Raw genomic sequence first — 15,464 nt, 5'->3', positions numbered from 1 at the left:
CCTGTATGAGTGGTAATTTGTACCAGTCAATTATATCAACGGGCACTTTTGCGATTGTAACAAATGGTTCTTCCCGGCTGCGTCTCCTTCGGAAAAACGAACATCATGAACCCTCGATCTTAAGTCACAATTAGACTCGCCGGAGTCAGGGTGGTTACAGTACACAAGAAAATCTCGGCTTATAATGCCACCTCCTCCCCCTCTGGACCGATCTCCCTGTGACCACGACGATTCCCGAGCACCGCCCCACCCTTTCGGGCTCCCTCTGGATGCTGGTGGCGGGTCTGAACTTTGCTCTGATGGGAGTCTTTGTCAAGTGGGGCGCGCAGGATTTCAGTGCCTCGGAACTGGTATTTTACCGTTCACTGTTTGGCATGCTCTTCCTCCTGATCGTCGCCCGTCAGCCCCTCGGGGCCTACGCCACGGTACATTGGTTCCGCCACCTGGGACGCAGTCTATCCGGGCTGATTTCTCTCTGGCTATACTTCCTGGCCCTGGCCCATTTGCCCCTGGCCACCGCCGTCACCCTCAACTACACCTCTCCCCTCTTTCTGGCGGCCATCCTGCATTTCACCCATCCCCATGACTCCCGCCCGGGGTTACTGGGACTTCTGGGACTGGGGTTCGGGGGCGTGATCCTGCTATTGCAACCCCATCTGACTCCACAACAGTGGGCCTATGCATTGATTGGGCTTCTATCGGGCATGGGCGCCGGACTTTCCTACGCCCAGATTCGCAGCATGGCCCGTCTGGGCGAACCGGACTGGCGGGTCGTGTTTTATTTCACCACCCTTTCCACCGTGGTGACCGGCCTGACCCTGCCTTTTCAACCCACCCATGCCTGGTCCCTGCATTCCCTGTCCATCCTGGCCGGACTGGGATTGTTTGCCACGCTCGGGCAACTCACCATGACGCGCGCCTACCGCACCGGTGTGACCTTGGTGGTTGCCAACCTGGCCTATGGCACCATCGTCTTTTCCACCCTGCTGGGAATGGTATTTTTTACCGAACGTCCCTCCCTGACAACCTGGCTCGGCATCGGAGTGGTCATTCTGGCCGGCGTGGGGTCGAGTCTCTGGCGCTCGTCACTGCCCGCCAGATCCCTTCCAGCAGTTGCAGCGGAGTCGGGGGGCACCCCACCACCACCACGTCCACCGGAATGACCCGACGAACCCCACCCAGACAGGCATAGGATTCCCCAAAACACCCCCCATCGTGCCCGCAGTCCCCGACCGCCACCACCCAGCGAGGTTCCGGCAATGCCGCGTAGGTACGGCGCAGAGCCTCCTCCATGTGACGGGAAACGGGGCCCGTCACCAACAACAGATCGGCGTGGCGCGGACTGGCAGAAAAACGCAGACCCAACCCGGTCAGGTTGTACTGGGGAGCATTGAGCGCATGGATTTCCAGTTCGCAGCCGTTGCACGACCCCGCGTCCACATGCCGAATCACCAGGGCCCGCCCGAAGCGCTGCCACAAGGCCTGTTGCCAGGTATCCAGATCAGCCTGCGGCCAGGAAAAAGATTCACTGCGCAGCCCATGGCGTAAAATCTCGCTCAAAATATTGGCCATCATCCATCCTGTCCGCTGTAACTCAAGTTGAAGGATTTGTTGATCAAGGGAAAGTCCGGCACGATATTGCCCTGCACCGCATGTTCCAGAACGGGCCAGTTGCTCATCGACACGTCTTCCGGATGCCAGCGCCGCACCTGCCCTCGAGCCCCCATTTCCAGGGCGACGAATACCTCGCCGCGCCACCCCTCCACCCAACCCACCCCAATCCCCGCACACAGCGGGGGCGTGTCGTCCCAATGGCTCGGTCCGGACGGCAAATGTTCGACAAAATGACGGATCAGGCGCAAGGATTCAAAGACTTCATCGAAGCGCACAGCCACCCTTGCCGCCACATCCCCCTGGGTGCGCGTCGCCATGCGCACTTCAGCCTGCGCATAAGGTGGCGTGGGACAGGATACACGCAGATCCCAGGCCTGGGCCGAGGCTCGTCCCGCCAACCCCACCAGACCAAGACGGGCAGCCAACTCCGGGGACACCCGTCCCGTGCCCAAATAACGGTCCTGCACCCCCGCGTGCTCCTGTAACAGGTCCCGCAACCGGTACACTTCCCTCTCCAAAGTCACGCATTCCTCCCGCAGGGATTGGCAGTCGCTGGCAGTCAACGCCCGGGCCACACCCCCCAGTTGGATCTGGTCGCGCAGATAACGATGTCCCACCAGACTTTCGTGGGTGCGCAAGGCATTTTCCTTGAGCGCCCAGAACAGGGAAAACCCGGCACTCAATCCCACGTCGTTGCACAGGTACCCCAAATCTCCCAGATGGTTGACCAGACGCTCCCGTTCCAGCCAAAGGGCACGCAGCCACTCGGCCCGTTCCGGAACCTGCCGCCCCAGAATGGATTCCAGTGCCTGAGCCGTCGCCCAGGCACCGGCCACCGTACTGTCGCCGGATACCCTTCCGGCCAGATGAATCAACTCTGCTGGCGCAAGGGATTCGGCCCGTTTCTCGATCCCCTTGTGGGTATACCCCAATTGGGTGTCGAGGCGCAGTACCCGTTCTCCCACCACGGAAAAGCGAAAATGTCCCGGTTCGATGACGCCGGCATGCACGGGCCCCACAGGGATTTCATGCACCCCTTGCCCGCTCACCGTGACAAACGGATAGGGTTCCCGGACCCGTGGGGGGTAAGCCTGTCCGCCTTCTCCTTTCCGCAACGGGAAACGGTCGGGGGGCCAGGCGTTGTGGCGCAGCCACGGGCGCCCATCCGCGGCCCCCTGGGCAAGCAGGCCCAGCAGATCATGGGTGGCGCGTTGCAGACGATTGGCATTGGCGAACACGTCATCCAGGGCCGGGTAGGTGGGATCCCGGGCCGGAAGGGGCACACGCACCCAGCAGAGTCCCTCCTGCACCGCCAGGGCCAGATGCAGGTCAAAGGTTTCTTCCCCTTCGTCGCTGCCCCATAGAGAAACCAGGCGCGCCCCGCGTTCCTTTTGCCCCAGACAGAGATTCCGCAGATCCTCCCGGGATACTGTCTCCTGCCAGGCCGGCACAGTGCCCGGCAAGGTCCGCACGATGGGCATCGAGGTCGTCACGGTCCTAACCCAGCAACGCGGCAGCCTGACGGTACCAGATCGCCAGGGCCGGCGGCAGATAGAGGCCGAGGATCAAGACCAGAGTCAGGTGCAGAAACACCGGCAGGATGGCCGGAGGGTGGGGCAGGCGCTGTCCGGTGGCCGGGCCGAAGACCATGGGCTGGACTTTGCCCAGAATCGCCGCAAAAGCCACGCCCAGAGCACCCAGCAAAATGGGGGTGGCCCAGGGCTGTTCATGCATGGCCGTGGTCAGGATGAGGAACTCGCTGGCAAAGATGCCAAAAGGAGGCATGCCGAGGATGGCCAGTGCGCCCAGCAATAGCCCCCAACCGATGGTAGGACTGGTGCGGATCAAGCCGCGAATCTGCGCCATGAGTTGGGTCCCGCTCTTCTGGCTGGCGTGTCCCACGGCAAAAAAAATGGCTGATTTGGTGAGGGAATGCATCGTCATGTGCAGTAGTCCGGCAAAATTGGCCACCGCTCCCCCCATCCCGAAGGCAAACGTCATCAACCCCATGTGCTCGATGGAGGAATAGGCAAAAAGACGCTTGATATCCTTCTGACGCATCAGAAAAAGCGTTGCCACAACCACGCTGAAAACCCCAAACCCCATCATCAGATGCCCGGCAAAAGGCTGGTGCAAGGCACCATCCACCAGTACCTTGGTACGTAATATTGCATACAGGGCCACATTGAGCAACAAGCCGGACAGCACTGCGGAAATGGGCGTCGGACCTTCAGCATGAGCATCGGGCAGCCAGTTATGGAGCGGGGCAAGTCCTACTTTGGTGCCATACCCCACCAGCAGAAACACGAAGGCCAAAGAAACGATGGTGGGCTCCAGCTGCCCCTTGACCTGGGCCAGATGGGTCCAGAGCAGGGCATTCCCCCCTTCTCCCAGAACTTTTTCCGCAGCAAAATAGAGCAACAGGGTACCGAAGAGGGCCTGGGCGATGCCGACTCCGCACAGAATGAAATATTTCCAGGCCGCTTCCAGACTGGCCGGAGTTCGATACAGGGACACCAGCAATACCGTGGTCAGAGTTGCCGCCTCCATGGCCACCCACAGCAGCCCCAGGTTATTGGTGGTCAAAGCCACCAGCAACGTGAACAGGAAGGCCTGGTACATGCCGTGATAAAGACGCAACCGGTTTTCCGAAAGCCGCCCGTGCTGCACTTCATTTCGCACGTAGGGACGGGAGAACCACGCCGTGGTCGTGCCCACGAAAGCCGTCAACCCCACCAGAAAGACGTTGAAGGGATCCACCACGAACTGTTCATCCCAGGCGCTCACCCGCCCCTCCCGCAGCACCCGCATCGCCAGAAACGCTGCAGCCCCCAGGGTGGCGAGGCTGAAAAGAAGATTGGCCTGCGGTGCCCGCGCCCGTTGCCCCGTGACGCCCAGCCAAAGCCCGCCCAGCAATGGAAAACTCAACAGTACCCAAATCTCCATGTCATTCTTCCTTGAGTTTTTCCATGTGGCGGATATCCAGACTGTCGAAGGTTTCGCGGATCTGAAAAAAGAAGATCCCAAAAATGAACATGCCCACCAGCACGTCGAGGGCCACTCCCAGTTCCACCACCATGGGCATGCCATAAGTGGCCGAGGTAGCCGCCAGGAACAGGCCATTTTCCAGAGCCAGAAAACCAATGACCTGGGGCACGGCTTTACGGCGCGTGATCATCATCATGAAAGACAGCAACACGCTGGCCAGGGCAATGCCCAGGGTATTGCGCAAGATGGTGCTGGAAAAATGCGAGATGGGCAAAGCCAGGTTGAATGAGAAAATCACCAGGCCAATCCCGACCAGCATCGTGGTGGGAATGTTGATCAGGGTTTCCACGTCCCATACCACGTCCAGACGGCGAATCAGGCGATGCAACAGCAGGGGAAGGATCAGGACCTTGGTGAGCAGGGTCAAGCCCGCCGAATAGTACAAATGGGGCTGATGCGTCAGCCAGGCACTGTCCACAATGGACAAGGTCAGGATCAGTCCTTGCCAGGCGAAGAGGTGAATCAGGGTCAGGATGCGGCGCTGGGAAAGCATGGCAAAGGCGATCAGAAGCAGCAACGAGGCAAACAGATCGAGCAGTTGCTGTGCAAAGGGGGCCGGGTTCCAGTGACTCATGCTCACGAACCCAGCAGGTAATGCAACAGAATGGCCAAGACCGCCAGCAGAAAAGCCGTCCCCAGATATTCCGGGACGCGAAACAAACGTTGTTTGGCCGAAACGGTTTCCAGCACGGCCAGGCCTGCGCCCATCACCGTCAATTTCAGCAGAAACAGGATCAAGGCCCCCAGGATCCCCCATCCCTGCTGACTGTCGGTCAGGCCAAAGGGCAGGAAAAGCGCAAAGCCAAGACTAAAATAGATCAGCAATTTCAGGGCACTGGCCCATTCGATGAGGGCCAGATGACGTCCCGAATATTCCAGGATCATGGCTTCGTGGATCATCGTCAGTTCCAGATGGGTCTCCGGATTGTCTACCGGGATCCGTCCATTCTCCGCCAGCAGCACCATCAGGAAAGCAACCCCGGCAAAAGCCAGACTGGGATAGAGATAAAATCCACGCGCCGCGAATCCGGTCACCATGAAACGCAGGGAAGTACTGGCATTGAGGGACGCGATGGTAAAAAACACCATGAGGAGTGCGGGCTCCGCCAGAAAGGACACCAGCATTTCACGGCGTGCCCCCAGCGAGCCGAAAGCCGTCCCCACATCCATGGCCGCCAGTGCCAAAAACACCCGGGCCAGGGACAACAATCCCACCAGAGCAATCACGTCCACTGCACCGGCCAGGGGAAGATCGGTGATGACCATGGGAATCAGACTGGCGGTCAATCCCATGCACCCGAACAGGAGATACGGGGTCACCCGCAACAGGGGAGAGGCTGTTTCCGCCAAGACCACCTCCTTGTGAAACAGTTTGAATAACTGCCGATAGGGCTGCATCAGGGAGGGGGCCCGCCTGTTTTGCAACCAGGCCCGCCAGATTCCCACCCAGCCCATCAACAGCGGTGCCAGCAGGATGCCCAGAATCTCTTGCCCGCCCTGGAGCAACCAGTTTACCGGCGTCATGGCCGGGTCCCCGTGACAAGCGCCAGCAAGGCCAGCAGGGTGGTAAAACTGAACAGCAGATAGGTGGAGATGCGCCCTTGCTGCAACCCCCCCACCACCTTCACCAGGCGGGCCACGCCCCGCACCAGCGGCAGGTAGCAGAGGGCCCAAAGGGGGTCGCGCACCTCGCTGTGGTAATGCGGATGAGGATCGAAGGGACTGGGAATCTCCCGTGACAAGCCGAAGAATGATTCAAAAATCTGCTTGATCGGCTGACCAAACCCATCAGCACTGTCCTGCATGCGCGCAGTCTGGAAGGGGTAGCCGCAGTCCCAGGCCGGAGCCCGCCGCCAACGGCCATGAAAAAATCGTCGCACCCCCAGAAAAGTCAAACCCACACTCACCAGGATAACGGCAAACAGGATCAGCGGGCTGTAACTCGCCCGGCTGGCCGCGACCGGGGTGACCCATAACCAGCCGTGTCGGGCAGCACTGGCCCCCAATCCCTGCCCCACCAGCGCATGGGTCACCGTATCCAGTTGCAGGATGACCGAACTGGGAAACAGGCCCAACAACACACAACCCAGGGCCATCCACCCCATCCCGAAACGCTCCCAGAAACCGATGTCGTGTACCTCGCCAGGCACCAGGCCCCGCGCCTGCCCCAAAAAAATGATGCCGTAAAACTTGACCATGGCAAATCCTGCCAGAGCCCCGACCAATGCCAGCACGGCGGCACCCAAAGGCAGGACCATATTGAGCCAGGGCTGCGGCAGGTCGGGGCGCAGCAGATAGGCCTGCAACAACAGCCATTCCGAGACAAACCCGTTGAAAGGCGGCAACCCGGCCAAGGACAGGATGCCCACCAAACTCAGTCCCGCCGCCCAGGGCATGACCCGGATCAGCCCCCCCAATTTGGCCATGTTCCGCTCTGCCGTGGCGTGCAGCACCGATCCTGCGCCCAGAAACAACAGGCCCTTGAAAAAAGCGTGGTTGAGGGCGTGATACAACACTGCCGCCAGGGCCAGGGCAGCAACCGTTTCTTGCCCGGCTCCATGGAACAGCAAGGTCAGACCCAGCCCACTCAGAATCAACCCCATGTTTTCTACGGAAGACCAGGCCAGCAACCGCTTGATATCAGATTGAACGGCGGCGAAGAGCACGCCGAAGAGTGCCGTCAGGGAACCCAATCCCACCAGGAGCGCGCCCCACCACCACAAGGGCTGTCCAAGCAGATCGAAAAGTACCCGCAACAGGCCATACAGGGCCATTTTAAGCATGATCCCGCTCATCAGCGCCGATACCGGAGAAGGTGCTGCCGGGTGGGCTTCGGGCAACCAGGAGTGGAGTGGCAGCAGACCTGCCTTGGCGCCAAACCCGATCAATGCCAGAAAGAACGTCACGCTCGACCAGAAACTGCTCAAGGAATGATGCCGGAGCGTGGCAAATGCATAATCGCCGCCTGCGCCGCTTTGTAACAAGCCAAAACACAGCAGCAGGGCGATGGCACCCAGGTGTGCCATCAGGAGATACAGAAAACCCGCCTCACGAATCGCCGGAATCTCATGATCGGTGGTCACCAGAAAGTAGGAGGAAAGCGCCATGCCTTCCCAGGCCACCATGAAGAAGTAGGCATCATCCGCCACCAGCACCATCCCCATGCTGGCGAGAAAAAACGCATAAAGCAGGGTCAGGCGCTGAAAATCGCCCGCTTGAGTTTCTGCCATGCGCCGGAAATACCCCGTCGCATAAGCACTGATCCCACTTCCCGCCAGACCCAGCAGAGTCAGAAAAAACGCCGACAGAACGTCGAGACGCAAATGAAACGGCATACCCGGCAAGCCGATGGGCAGAACCAGAGTCTGTGCCCCCCCCTGCAGAGCCCAAAGCCCTGCCCCGGCCATGAGGACGGATAACCCCGTGATCAGGGGAAACAACAGGGACCGCCCCAACCGGGCGGGCAGTACCAGCCCCAGCAAGCCCAGCCCGCCCCACCCGGTCAGGATCAGTCCTACGAGATCGAGGGGCAGCAAGGTCATGGGTTCAATCCTGCGACAAGCGGCTGCGCGGCATGCGTGCCAATTGCTCGGAAGAACCCCGGGCGTGGATGAATTCCCGGATCATCTGGCGCACCACTTGGGAAGGCGTCAGATCATGCAAGCGACAGATCTCCTCAAAAATTTCCTTCTTGATGGGATCGATGAGAATGCTCAAACGAGCCGTGCGATTTTCCATGGCCTCTGAAATACAAATTGAATTCGTTTTTAATAATATTTGATTGTAACAAAAATCTCTTCCCGCATCCCGATGACTGAGACCACCTTACTCCTGCTTCCGGCACCGGGTCAAATGCGGCAAAGGCCCTCGCCTGGATTACAATGGCAGACGCAGGAAACATTGGAGGCTTCAACCATGAAATTGAATGATCGGGTCATTCTGGTCACCGGCGCCAGTTCCGGACTGGGACGCCATGCTGCACGAGCCCTGGCGGCGGCAGGAGCCACCACGGTCCTGCTCGGCCGCAACGAATCCCGTCTCGATGGGGTATACGACGATATCGTCGCCGCCGGGCACCCCCAGCCGGTGATCCTTCCCTTCGATCTGACCAAGGCCGACGATTCCCGTTTCGATGCCCTGGCGGACACCCTGAGCCAGGCTTTGGGCAGACTCGATGGGATCCTGCATAGTGCCAGTCAATTCGTAAGGTTAAGCAAACTTTCCCAGCAAAGACTGGATCATTGGAAAAAAGCTTTTACCACCAACCTGTTCGCACCCTTCGCGCTCACGCGCGCCTGTCTGCCCCTGCTGGAAGCGGCGCCGGACGGAGCGGTTCTGTTTACCGCCGAACAACACGGTTTGTCCCCGGATGTCTACTGGGGAGGGTTCGGACTGAGCCAGGCCAGCCTGATTGCTCTGGCACGACTCTTTGCCCAGGAGCATCAGGACTCCCCCAACCTGCGCTTCAATGTCCTGATTCCAGGCCCCGTCGCCTCTCCGATGCGCCATCGCACCCATCCGGGCGAAATACCGGAATCCCTGCCGAACATTTCATCCCTCATGCCCCATTACCGGTACTGGCTGGGACCGGACAGTCGCGGACGAAGCGGAGAAATCATCCAGTGCGAAAGTGGCTACGACCCATCCCGGAAAGCCTGAACCGCTTCTTCGACCCGTTCCACCACAATGAGACGAATCCCGTCCGGGGCCTGTCGGGGAGCATTGGCGCGGGGCATCAGGGCCACCGCAAACCCCAGTTTTGCAGCCTCGCGCAAGCGTTCCAGACCCCGCTGGACAGGACGCACCTCCCCTGCCAGCCCGACTTCACCAAACACCACCCAACCGGTCGGCAGAGGTCGATTGCGCAAACTGGAGACGATGGCCAGCAGGATGGCCAGATCCGCAGCGGGTTCGCCAATGCGTACCCCGGCCACGGCATTGACAAAAACGTCCTGGTCCCCGCAGGAGACCCCGGCGTGGCGATGCAGCACCGCCAGGAGCAGGGCCAGGCGATTTTGCTCCAGACCCACCGTAAGCCGGCGCGGGATACCCAGCCGACTCTCGTCCAGCAATGCCTGAATCTCCACCACCAGAGGGCGGGTGCCCTCCAGGGTCACTGTGGCGCAGGAGCCGGGCACCGGCTGGGCATGACGGGACATGAACAGGGCAGAGGGATTGCTGACTTCACGCAAACCCGTCTCGGTCATCCCGAAGACCCCCAATTCATTCACGGCCCCGAAACGGTTCTTGATCGCGCGAATCAAACGGTAACTGGAACTGCCGTCTCCCTCGAAATACAGTACCGTGTCCACCATATGCTCGAGGATACGCGGGCCAGCCAGGGTACCCTCCTTGGTGACATGTCCCACCAGGATCACGACCGGACCACCGCTCTTGGCCAGGCGGGTCAGTTGGGCCGCACAGTCACGCACCTGGGAGACTGAGCCTGGCGCAGCTTCCAGCGCATCGTTGTACAGGGTTTGTATGGAGTCGATGACCACCAGTTGCGGTTGGCGCTGCCGAATGACCGCCTCCACTGCCTGCAAGCGCGTTTCGGCCAACAGGTCCACTGCAGCCCCCGACAGTTGCAGACGATGCGCCCGCTCAGCCACCTGCTCCGCCGATTCTTCCCCGGTCACATACAGGACTCCGTGCTGTTTTCCTACCTGAGCCAGGGATTGCAGCAAAAGGGTGGATTTGCCGATCCCCGGGTCCCCGCCCAGCAACACCACCCCGCCCGGCACGAATCCCCCGCCCAGGACCCGATCAAATTCCGCCAGTCCGGAGGACAAGCGCTGCAAGGATTCGGCCTTGACCTGATGGAGGGGCTGAACCACGGAAGAAGGCGTCAGTGAAGAACGTTGGGCACTCCCTTTCCCCTCCCCGGTCCGAAACTCGGCCAGTGCGTTCCAGGTCTGGCAATGGGGACATTGGCCCTGCCAGCGCGGGGATTCCCCGCCGCATTCCCGACATACGAAGACACTTTTGGCACGGGCCATGCGGGGGTGCTCAGAATGGGCGGCCCGAGTACGTCTGGGCGAAATTTTCGAAGCGGGTGTAATGGTTCAGGAAGGTCAGACGCACCGTCCCGATGGGACCGTTGCGTTGCTTGCCGATGATGACTTCCGCCGATCCCTTGTCCGGACTGTTCTCGTTGTAGACCTCATCCCGGTAGATGAACAGGATCACATCGGCATCCTGCTCGATGGCGCCCGATTCACGCAGGTCAGACATGACCGGACGCTTGTTGGGGCGCTGTTCCAGACTGCGGTTCAACTGCGACAGCGCAATCACCGGAACTTTGAGTTCCTTGGCCAAGGCTTTCAGGGATCGGGATATCTCGGAAATTTCCGTGGCCCGGTTCTCCCCCGCCCCGGAACTGGACATCAATTGCAGGTAATCGATGACCAACAACCCCAGGCCCCCGTACTGACGATGCAGGCGACGTGCCCTCGCGCGCAGATCCAGGGGGTTCAAGGCCGCACTTTCGTCGATCTCCAGAGGGGCCTGGCTCAAATCTCCCAGGGCACGGGTCAGACGACTGAAATCCTCGGGTTGCATACGCCCCGTACGTAAACTCTGCTGATCGATGCGTCCATGCAGGCTCAGCAAACGAAGGGCCAACTGCCCCGCCGACATTTCCATGCTGAAAATCCCCACCGGCAATTTGGGACCCAGGGCGACATGTGCCGCCATGTTCAGTGCCAGGGCGGTTTTACCCATGGATGGTCGGCCAGCGATGATAACCAGATCCCCTGCCTGCAAACCAGCCGTCATCTTGTCCAGATCCACGAATCCCGTGGGGACTCCGGTCACCGGGTCATGATTGCCGGCCCGGTAAAGTTCATCGATACGCGTGACGGTTTCTGCCAGAGAAGTGCTCAGGGGGCGAAACCCCTGGGTACCCCGGGAGCCATGTTCGGCAATATGAAAGATTTTGGCTTCTGCATCATCCAGCAAGGTACGGGCGGAGCGTCCCGAGGGAGTGAAAGCACTTTCAGTGATTTCCGTCCCAGCCTGCACCAGACTGCGCATCAGGGCGCGTTCCCGCACGATTTCGGCATAACGCCGAATATTGGCGGCACTGGGCGTATTCTGGGCCATGGCCGCCAGATAGGCCATGCCGCCCACGCCTTCCAATTCCTGGCGTTGGCCCAGTTGGTCGGACAGGGTCAAAAGATCCGCAGGGCGATTCTGCTCCAGCAGCAACAGAATGGCGCGGTAGATGCGCCGGTGATCCTCGCGATAGAAGTCGGAATCGGCGATCAAATCGCCGATCTTGTCCCACGCCTGATTATCGAGGAGCAGCCCGCCCAATACCGCCTGCTCGGCCTCGATGCTATGAGGCGGAACCCGCAGGGAATCGAGCGCGCTGTCCATGAAGGAAGAACTATTCGGCCACGACCACCACCGTGATGTCCGCTGTCACATCGCTGTGCAGGGCCAAAACAACGGCATGATCCCCGATCATCTTGAGAGGACCATTGGGTAACCGGACTTCCGACTTGTGAGTGTCAAATCCCTGAGCCTGCAAGGCAGTGGCAATGTCATGATTGGTGACAGAACCAAACAGACGTCCATCGACCCCGGCTTTCTGGGCGATCTGCACCCGCAGCCCGGTCAATTTCTCGGCCCGCGCCTGGGCCTGGGCCAACAGTTCGGTCTGTACTCTCTCCAGTTCCACACGGCGTGCCTCGAAGGCTTCCTTGTTATGGGTCGTGGCACGCTTGGCCTTGCCCGTGGGGATCAGAAAATTACGCGCATAGCCTTCCTTGACCTTGACGATATCGCCCAGTTGACCGAGGTTGACCACTTTCTCCATGAGGATGATTTCCATTATCTTTCCTCTCCTTAATGCAAGTCAGTGTAGGGCATCAGGGCCAGAAAACGGGCACGCTTGATGGCGGTACCGAGTTGGCGCTGAAAACGGGATTTGGTGCCGGTGATACGGGCAGGAATGATCTTGCCGTTCTCATTGACGAAATCTTTCAGGATTTCCACATCCTTGTAATCCACCCATTCGATCTTTTCCACGGTGAAGCGGCAGAACTTGCGGCGGCGGAACATCCCACCGCGATTGCCGCCCCGGGTATCCTTCTTGGCATCCTTTTTATTCGCTCTCATGATCTCTATGTCCTTCAATCAATTGGTAAGTATCGGCCCTCAGGACCAACTGTCGGCTGTGGCGACTGGGGGGAGCCAAAAAGCCCCGACACACCAACCGCTGCCCGACGCAAAGTGTACTGAGACGGTGCGCCATGTCCCCGGCTACCCAGACTCTGATCTCGAATTCCGTGACCACCTCGTGCCCAACTTCCTGCTGGGCCGACCGATGGTGCAGAATCATCTCGATCACCGACAAACCGCTGGGCGTATAACGCAGGGGTTCGACCTTCACCACCGCGCCGCTCACTACGACGATATTGCGGTTCAACGAGGAGTCGCGGCTTCTGCACTCTCCACTTCACGATCTTCACGGGGAGCCCGTTTCTCTTCCCGCAACATGGGTGAGGGAGTGGTCACCGCATCCTTCATCAGAATGGTCAGATGGCGCAATACCGCATCGTTGAAGCGAAAGGCATTTTCCAGCTCGGCCAGAACCGCAGGTTCGCACTCCACGTTCATCAACACGTAGTGCGCCTTGTGAATTTTCTGGATGGGATAGGCCAATTGACGCCGCCCCCAGTCCTCGAGACGGTGGATGGCCCCACCGCCCTGCGTGATCAGGCCTCGGTAACGTTCCACCATGGCCGAAACCTGTTCACTCTGATCCGGGTGAACGATAAAGACAACTTCATAATGCCGCATAACATCTCCTTATGGATGAAATCGCCTGGAGCGATTCAATCGAAGACACTCACTGTTCTTCGACAAGGGGTTGAGGGAGGCTGGATTCTATCCCATTTTCCCCGGCGCATCAACCGGAACCGATGCGTCGCTACGCAGACGACGCCGACGCGTTTCATACAGACAGATCCCTGCTGCCACCGAAACATTGAGGGATTCCACCGAACCCAGCATGGGAATGCGCACACGCTGATCGCAAGCCTCGCGCGTCAGACGCCGCAAACCGCTTCCTTCCGCCCCCAGTACCCACGCCATGGGCTGCCCCACGTCGGTCCCCTCCAGATCCGTTTCTGCCTGATCATCCGTTCCTACCACCCAAACGCCATGGTCCTGCAAATCACGCAAGGTACGAACCAGATTGGTTACGGTCAGGTAGGGCACGGTATCCGCAGCCCCGGAAGCCACCTTGGCCACCGTGGCCGTCAGGGCAACGGAGCGGTCGCGCGGCGCCACGACCGCATGCACCCCCATGGCATCGGCCACACGCAGACAGGCACCCAGATTATGCGGATCCTGTATCCCATCCAGTGCCAGAATCAGAAGGTCCGCCCCAGCCTCGTCCACCACGGTATCGAGATCGAGAGCCGCATGGATGGGGCTCACCTCGGCCACCACCCCCTGATGACGACGAGTCCCTGCCATGCGGTCAAGCCGTTCGCCTGCCACCATGCGGGGATGATGACCCGCTGCCGTGACCTGGGCAAGAAACTCGCGCAAACGCGCATCCTGACGCTCGCCATCCACATACAAGGTATGGATGGAAGCAGGATGGTGGCGCAAACGACTGGTCAACGCATGAAAACCGTACAACAACTGAAATTTTGACATCACACTCTCTCGAACCGACCAAAGGTCGATGATAGTCTGCCGCCCTTACCCTCTATACCCAAGGGCAGAGTGTCGGACGACCCATACCGGTCCCGCTCAACGTTTGCGCTTTGCACGGGCCGGCTTGCCCGCAGGAATTTCTTCCTCTGCCGGCACGAAATCGATCTTGAGGGTTTCCATGTCGACGCGTACCAGGCGCACCCGCAGACGGTCTCCCAGGCGATAACGCTGACCCGTGCGTTCACCCAGCAACTGGTGGCGGGCCGCATCATGATGAAAATAGTCCGAACCCAGTTCCGAGATGTGTACCAATCCTTCCACATAGACTTCATCCAGCGCCACGAACAACCCGAAGTGCGTGACCGAACTGATGGAGCCATTGAACAACTCTCCAACCCGATCCTTCATGAAGAAGCACTTGAGCCAGCCCTCCACCTCGCGCGTCGCTTCATCGGCCCGTCGTTCCGTATAGGAGCAGTGAATCCCGATGTCTTTCCAGGCCGTGCGTGGCGTATACGTATGCCCGCCCAGTACCGCCCGAATGGCACGATGCACCAGCAGATCAGGGTAGCGCCGGATCGGCGAGGTAAAGTGCGTGTAAGCATCGTAGGCCAATCCAAAATGGCCGATTTTCTCCGGACTGTATTGCGCCTGTTGCAAAGAACGCAGCAGGACAGTTTCGAGCAGGCGTTGGTCTGGACGACCCGCGATGCGCTGGATCAGTTGCGCGTAGTCTGCTGCGCTGGGCTTCTCTCCGCCGGGCAAATGCAGACCAAATTCCCCCAGAAAGTCCCGTACTGCCTGGACCCGCTCGGGGGCGGGAGCCGCATGGATACGCAGAAGGGTGGCATGGTGATGCCGGTCCAGAAAGTCTGCCGCACACACATTGGCCGCCAGCATGCACTCTTCGATCAAGCGATGGGCATCATTGCGCTCCACCGGTTCGATGCTCTCGATTTTGCCGAAATCATCGAAGATCATGCGTGTTTCTGCGCTGGAAAAGTCAATGGCGCCGCGCTTCTGACGGGCAATCAGAAAAGCCCGGAAAACCCCATCCAAAGCCAGCAGATGAGGCACCAAGGAGCGTCGTGCCGGCGGGGGGGCCTGAGGATGCGCCAAAATCCCCG

General features: G+C 59.7%; 17 protein-coding genes. 2 read left to right on the top strand and 15 right to left on the bottom strand.

Features of this window, described 5'->3' with window-relative positions; genetic code table 11:
- Nucleotides 1-218 precede the first annotated feature (218 nt).
- Entirely contained in the window at nucleotides 219-1,163 is a 945-nt protein-coding gene (locus M6F29_RS03140; protein WP_298157417.1) for a DMT family transporter, read from the top strand.
- Here the strand turns inward: M6F29_RS03140 and M6F29_RS03135 are convergent.
- From M6F29_RS03135 to M6F29_RS03105, 7 genes are read right to left on the bottom strand one after another with little or no spacing between them, the layout of a single operon-like run.
- Nucleotides 1,048-1,572, bottom strand: a complete 525-nt coding sequence (locus M6F29_RS03135) for an NADH-quinone oxidoreductase subunit B family protein (protein WP_366525926.1) — start codon at nucleotides 1,570-1,572, stop codon at nucleotides 1,048-1,050. The two genes, M6F29_RS03140 and M6F29_RS03135, sit on opposite strands and share 116 nt — an antisense overlap.
- Nucleotides 1,572-3,107 (bottom strand): hydrogenase large subunit, encoded by a 1,536-nt coding sequence (locus tag M6F29_RS03130; RefSeq protein WP_298157414.1) that lies wholly within the window; start codon nucleotides 3,105-3,107, stop codon nucleotides 1,572-1,574. The genes M6F29_RS03135 and M6F29_RS03130 overlap by 1 nt, the downstream gene beginning before the upstream one ends.
- A 4-nt stretch (nucleotides 3,108-3,111) precedes the next feature.
- Nucleotides 3,112-4,560 carry a hydrogenase 4 subunit F gene (locus M6F29_RS03125; RefSeq protein WP_298157411.1) on the bottom strand — a complete coding sequence of 483 codons (1,449 nt, stop codon included), beginning with the start codon at nucleotides 4,558-4,560 and terminating at the stop codon, nucleotides 3,112-3,114.
- Between the two features lies 1 nt (nucleotide 4,561).
- The gene (locus M6F29_RS03120) at nucleotides 4,562-5,236 is read right to left on the bottom strand and encodes a hypothetical protein (protein ID WP_297478183.1); all 675 of its coding nucleotides are present in this window, start codon (nucleotides 5,234-5,236) and stop codon (nucleotides 4,562-4,564) included.
- Nucleotides 5,237-5,238: 2 nt separating this feature from the next.
- A complete protein-coding gene (locus tag M6F29_RS03115; protein ID WP_297478181.1) occupies nucleotides 5,239-6,186 on the bottom strand; it encodes a respiratory chain complex I subunit 1 family protein in 948 nt (315 codons plus the stop codon).
- Complete coding sequence (hyfB, locus tag M6F29_RS03110) at nucleotides 6,183-8,204, bottom strand: hydrogenase 4 subunit B (RefSeq protein WP_298157408.1); 2,022 nt, start codon at nucleotides 8,202-8,204, stop codon at nucleotides 6,183-6,185. The genes M6F29_RS03115 and hyfB overlap by 4 nt, the downstream gene beginning before the upstream one ends.
- Nucleotides 8,205-8,208: 4 nt before the next feature.
- The gene (locus M6F29_RS03105; protein ID WP_297454407.1) at nucleotides 8,209-8,400 is read right to left on the bottom strand and encodes a ribbon-helix-helix protein; all 192 of its coding nucleotides are present in this window, start codon (nucleotides 8,398-8,400) and stop codon (nucleotides 8,209-8,211) included.
- Nucleotides 8,401-8,577: 177 nt separating this feature from the next.
- On the opposite strand from M6F29_RS03105, the gene M6F29_RS03100 reads away from it, so the two are divergent.
- Entirely contained in the window at nucleotides 8,578-9,321 is a 744-nt protein-coding gene (locus M6F29_RS03100) for an SDR family NAD(P)-dependent oxidoreductase (RefSeq protein ID WP_298157405.1), read from the top strand.
- Here M6F29_RS03100 and radA read toward each other — a convergent pair.
- The 8 genes from radA to M6F29_RS03060 form a co-directional block, all read right to left on the bottom strand.
- Entirely contained in the window at nucleotides 9,297-10,661 is a 1,365-nt protein-coding gene (radA, locus tag M6F29_RS03095; protein WP_298157401.1) for a DNA repair protein RadA, read from the bottom strand. The two genes, M6F29_RS03100 and radA, sit on opposite strands and share 25 nt — an antisense overlap.
- A gap of 10 nt (nucleotides 10,662-10,671) precedes the next feature.
- A complete protein-coding gene (dnaB, locus tag M6F29_RS03090; RefSeq protein WP_297454398.1) occupies nucleotides 10,672-12,042 on the bottom strand; it encodes a replicative DNA helicase in 1,371 nt (456 codons plus the stop codon).
- Between the two features lie 10 nt (nucleotides 12,043-12,052).
- Nucleotides 12,053-12,499: a 50S ribosomal protein L9 gene (gene rplI / locus M6F29_RS03085; protein WP_297478169.1), complete on the bottom strand. Its 447-nt coding sequence runs from the start codon at nucleotides 12,497-12,499 to the stop codon at nucleotides 12,053-12,055.
- Between the two features lie 14 nt (nucleotides 12,500-12,513).
- A complete protein-coding gene (gene rpsR / locus M6F29_RS03080; RefSeq protein ID WP_031595076.1) occupies nucleotides 12,514-12,786 on the bottom strand; it encodes a 30S ribosomal protein S18 in 273 nt (90 codons plus the stop codon).
- On the bottom strand, nucleotides 12,773-13,096 hold the full coding sequence (priB, locus tag M6F29_RS03075) for a primosomal replication protein N (RefSeq protein WP_297454392.1): 324 nt from the start codon (nucleotides 13,094-13,096) through the stop codon (nucleotides 12,773-12,775). Before priB ends, rpsR begins: the two co-directional genes overlap by 14 nt.
- Nucleotides 13,093-13,470 carry a 30S ribosomal protein S6 gene (gene rpsF / locus M6F29_RS03070; protein WP_297454389.1) on the bottom strand — a complete coding sequence of 126 codons (378 nt, stop codon included), beginning with the start codon at nucleotides 13,468-13,470 and terminating at the stop codon, nucleotides 13,093-13,095. Before rpsF ends, priB begins: the two co-directional genes overlap by 4 nt.
- Nucleotides 13,471-13,557: 87 nt before the next feature.
- Nucleotides 13,558-14,337: a 23S rRNA (guanosine(2251)-2'-O)-methyltransferase RlmB gene (gene rlmB / locus M6F29_RS03065; protein WP_298157397.1), complete on the bottom strand. Its 780-nt coding sequence runs from the start codon at nucleotides 14,335-14,337 to the stop codon at nucleotides 13,558-13,560.
- A gap of 96 nt (nucleotides 14,338-14,433) precedes the next feature.
- Nucleotides 14,434-15,464, bottom strand: a 1,031-nt coding sequence (locus M6F29_RS03060; protein WP_298157394.1) for a ribonuclease R family protein, incomplete at its 5' end; no start/stop codon positions are given.

This window comes from Ferrovum sp., assembly GCF_027317285.1.
Lineage (GTDB): Bacteria > Pseudomonadota > Gammaproteobacteria > Burkholderiales > Ferrovaceae > Ferrovum.
Note: the sequence above shows the minus strand (reverse complement) of the source record. Positions and strands in the feature narration are given on the sequence as shown.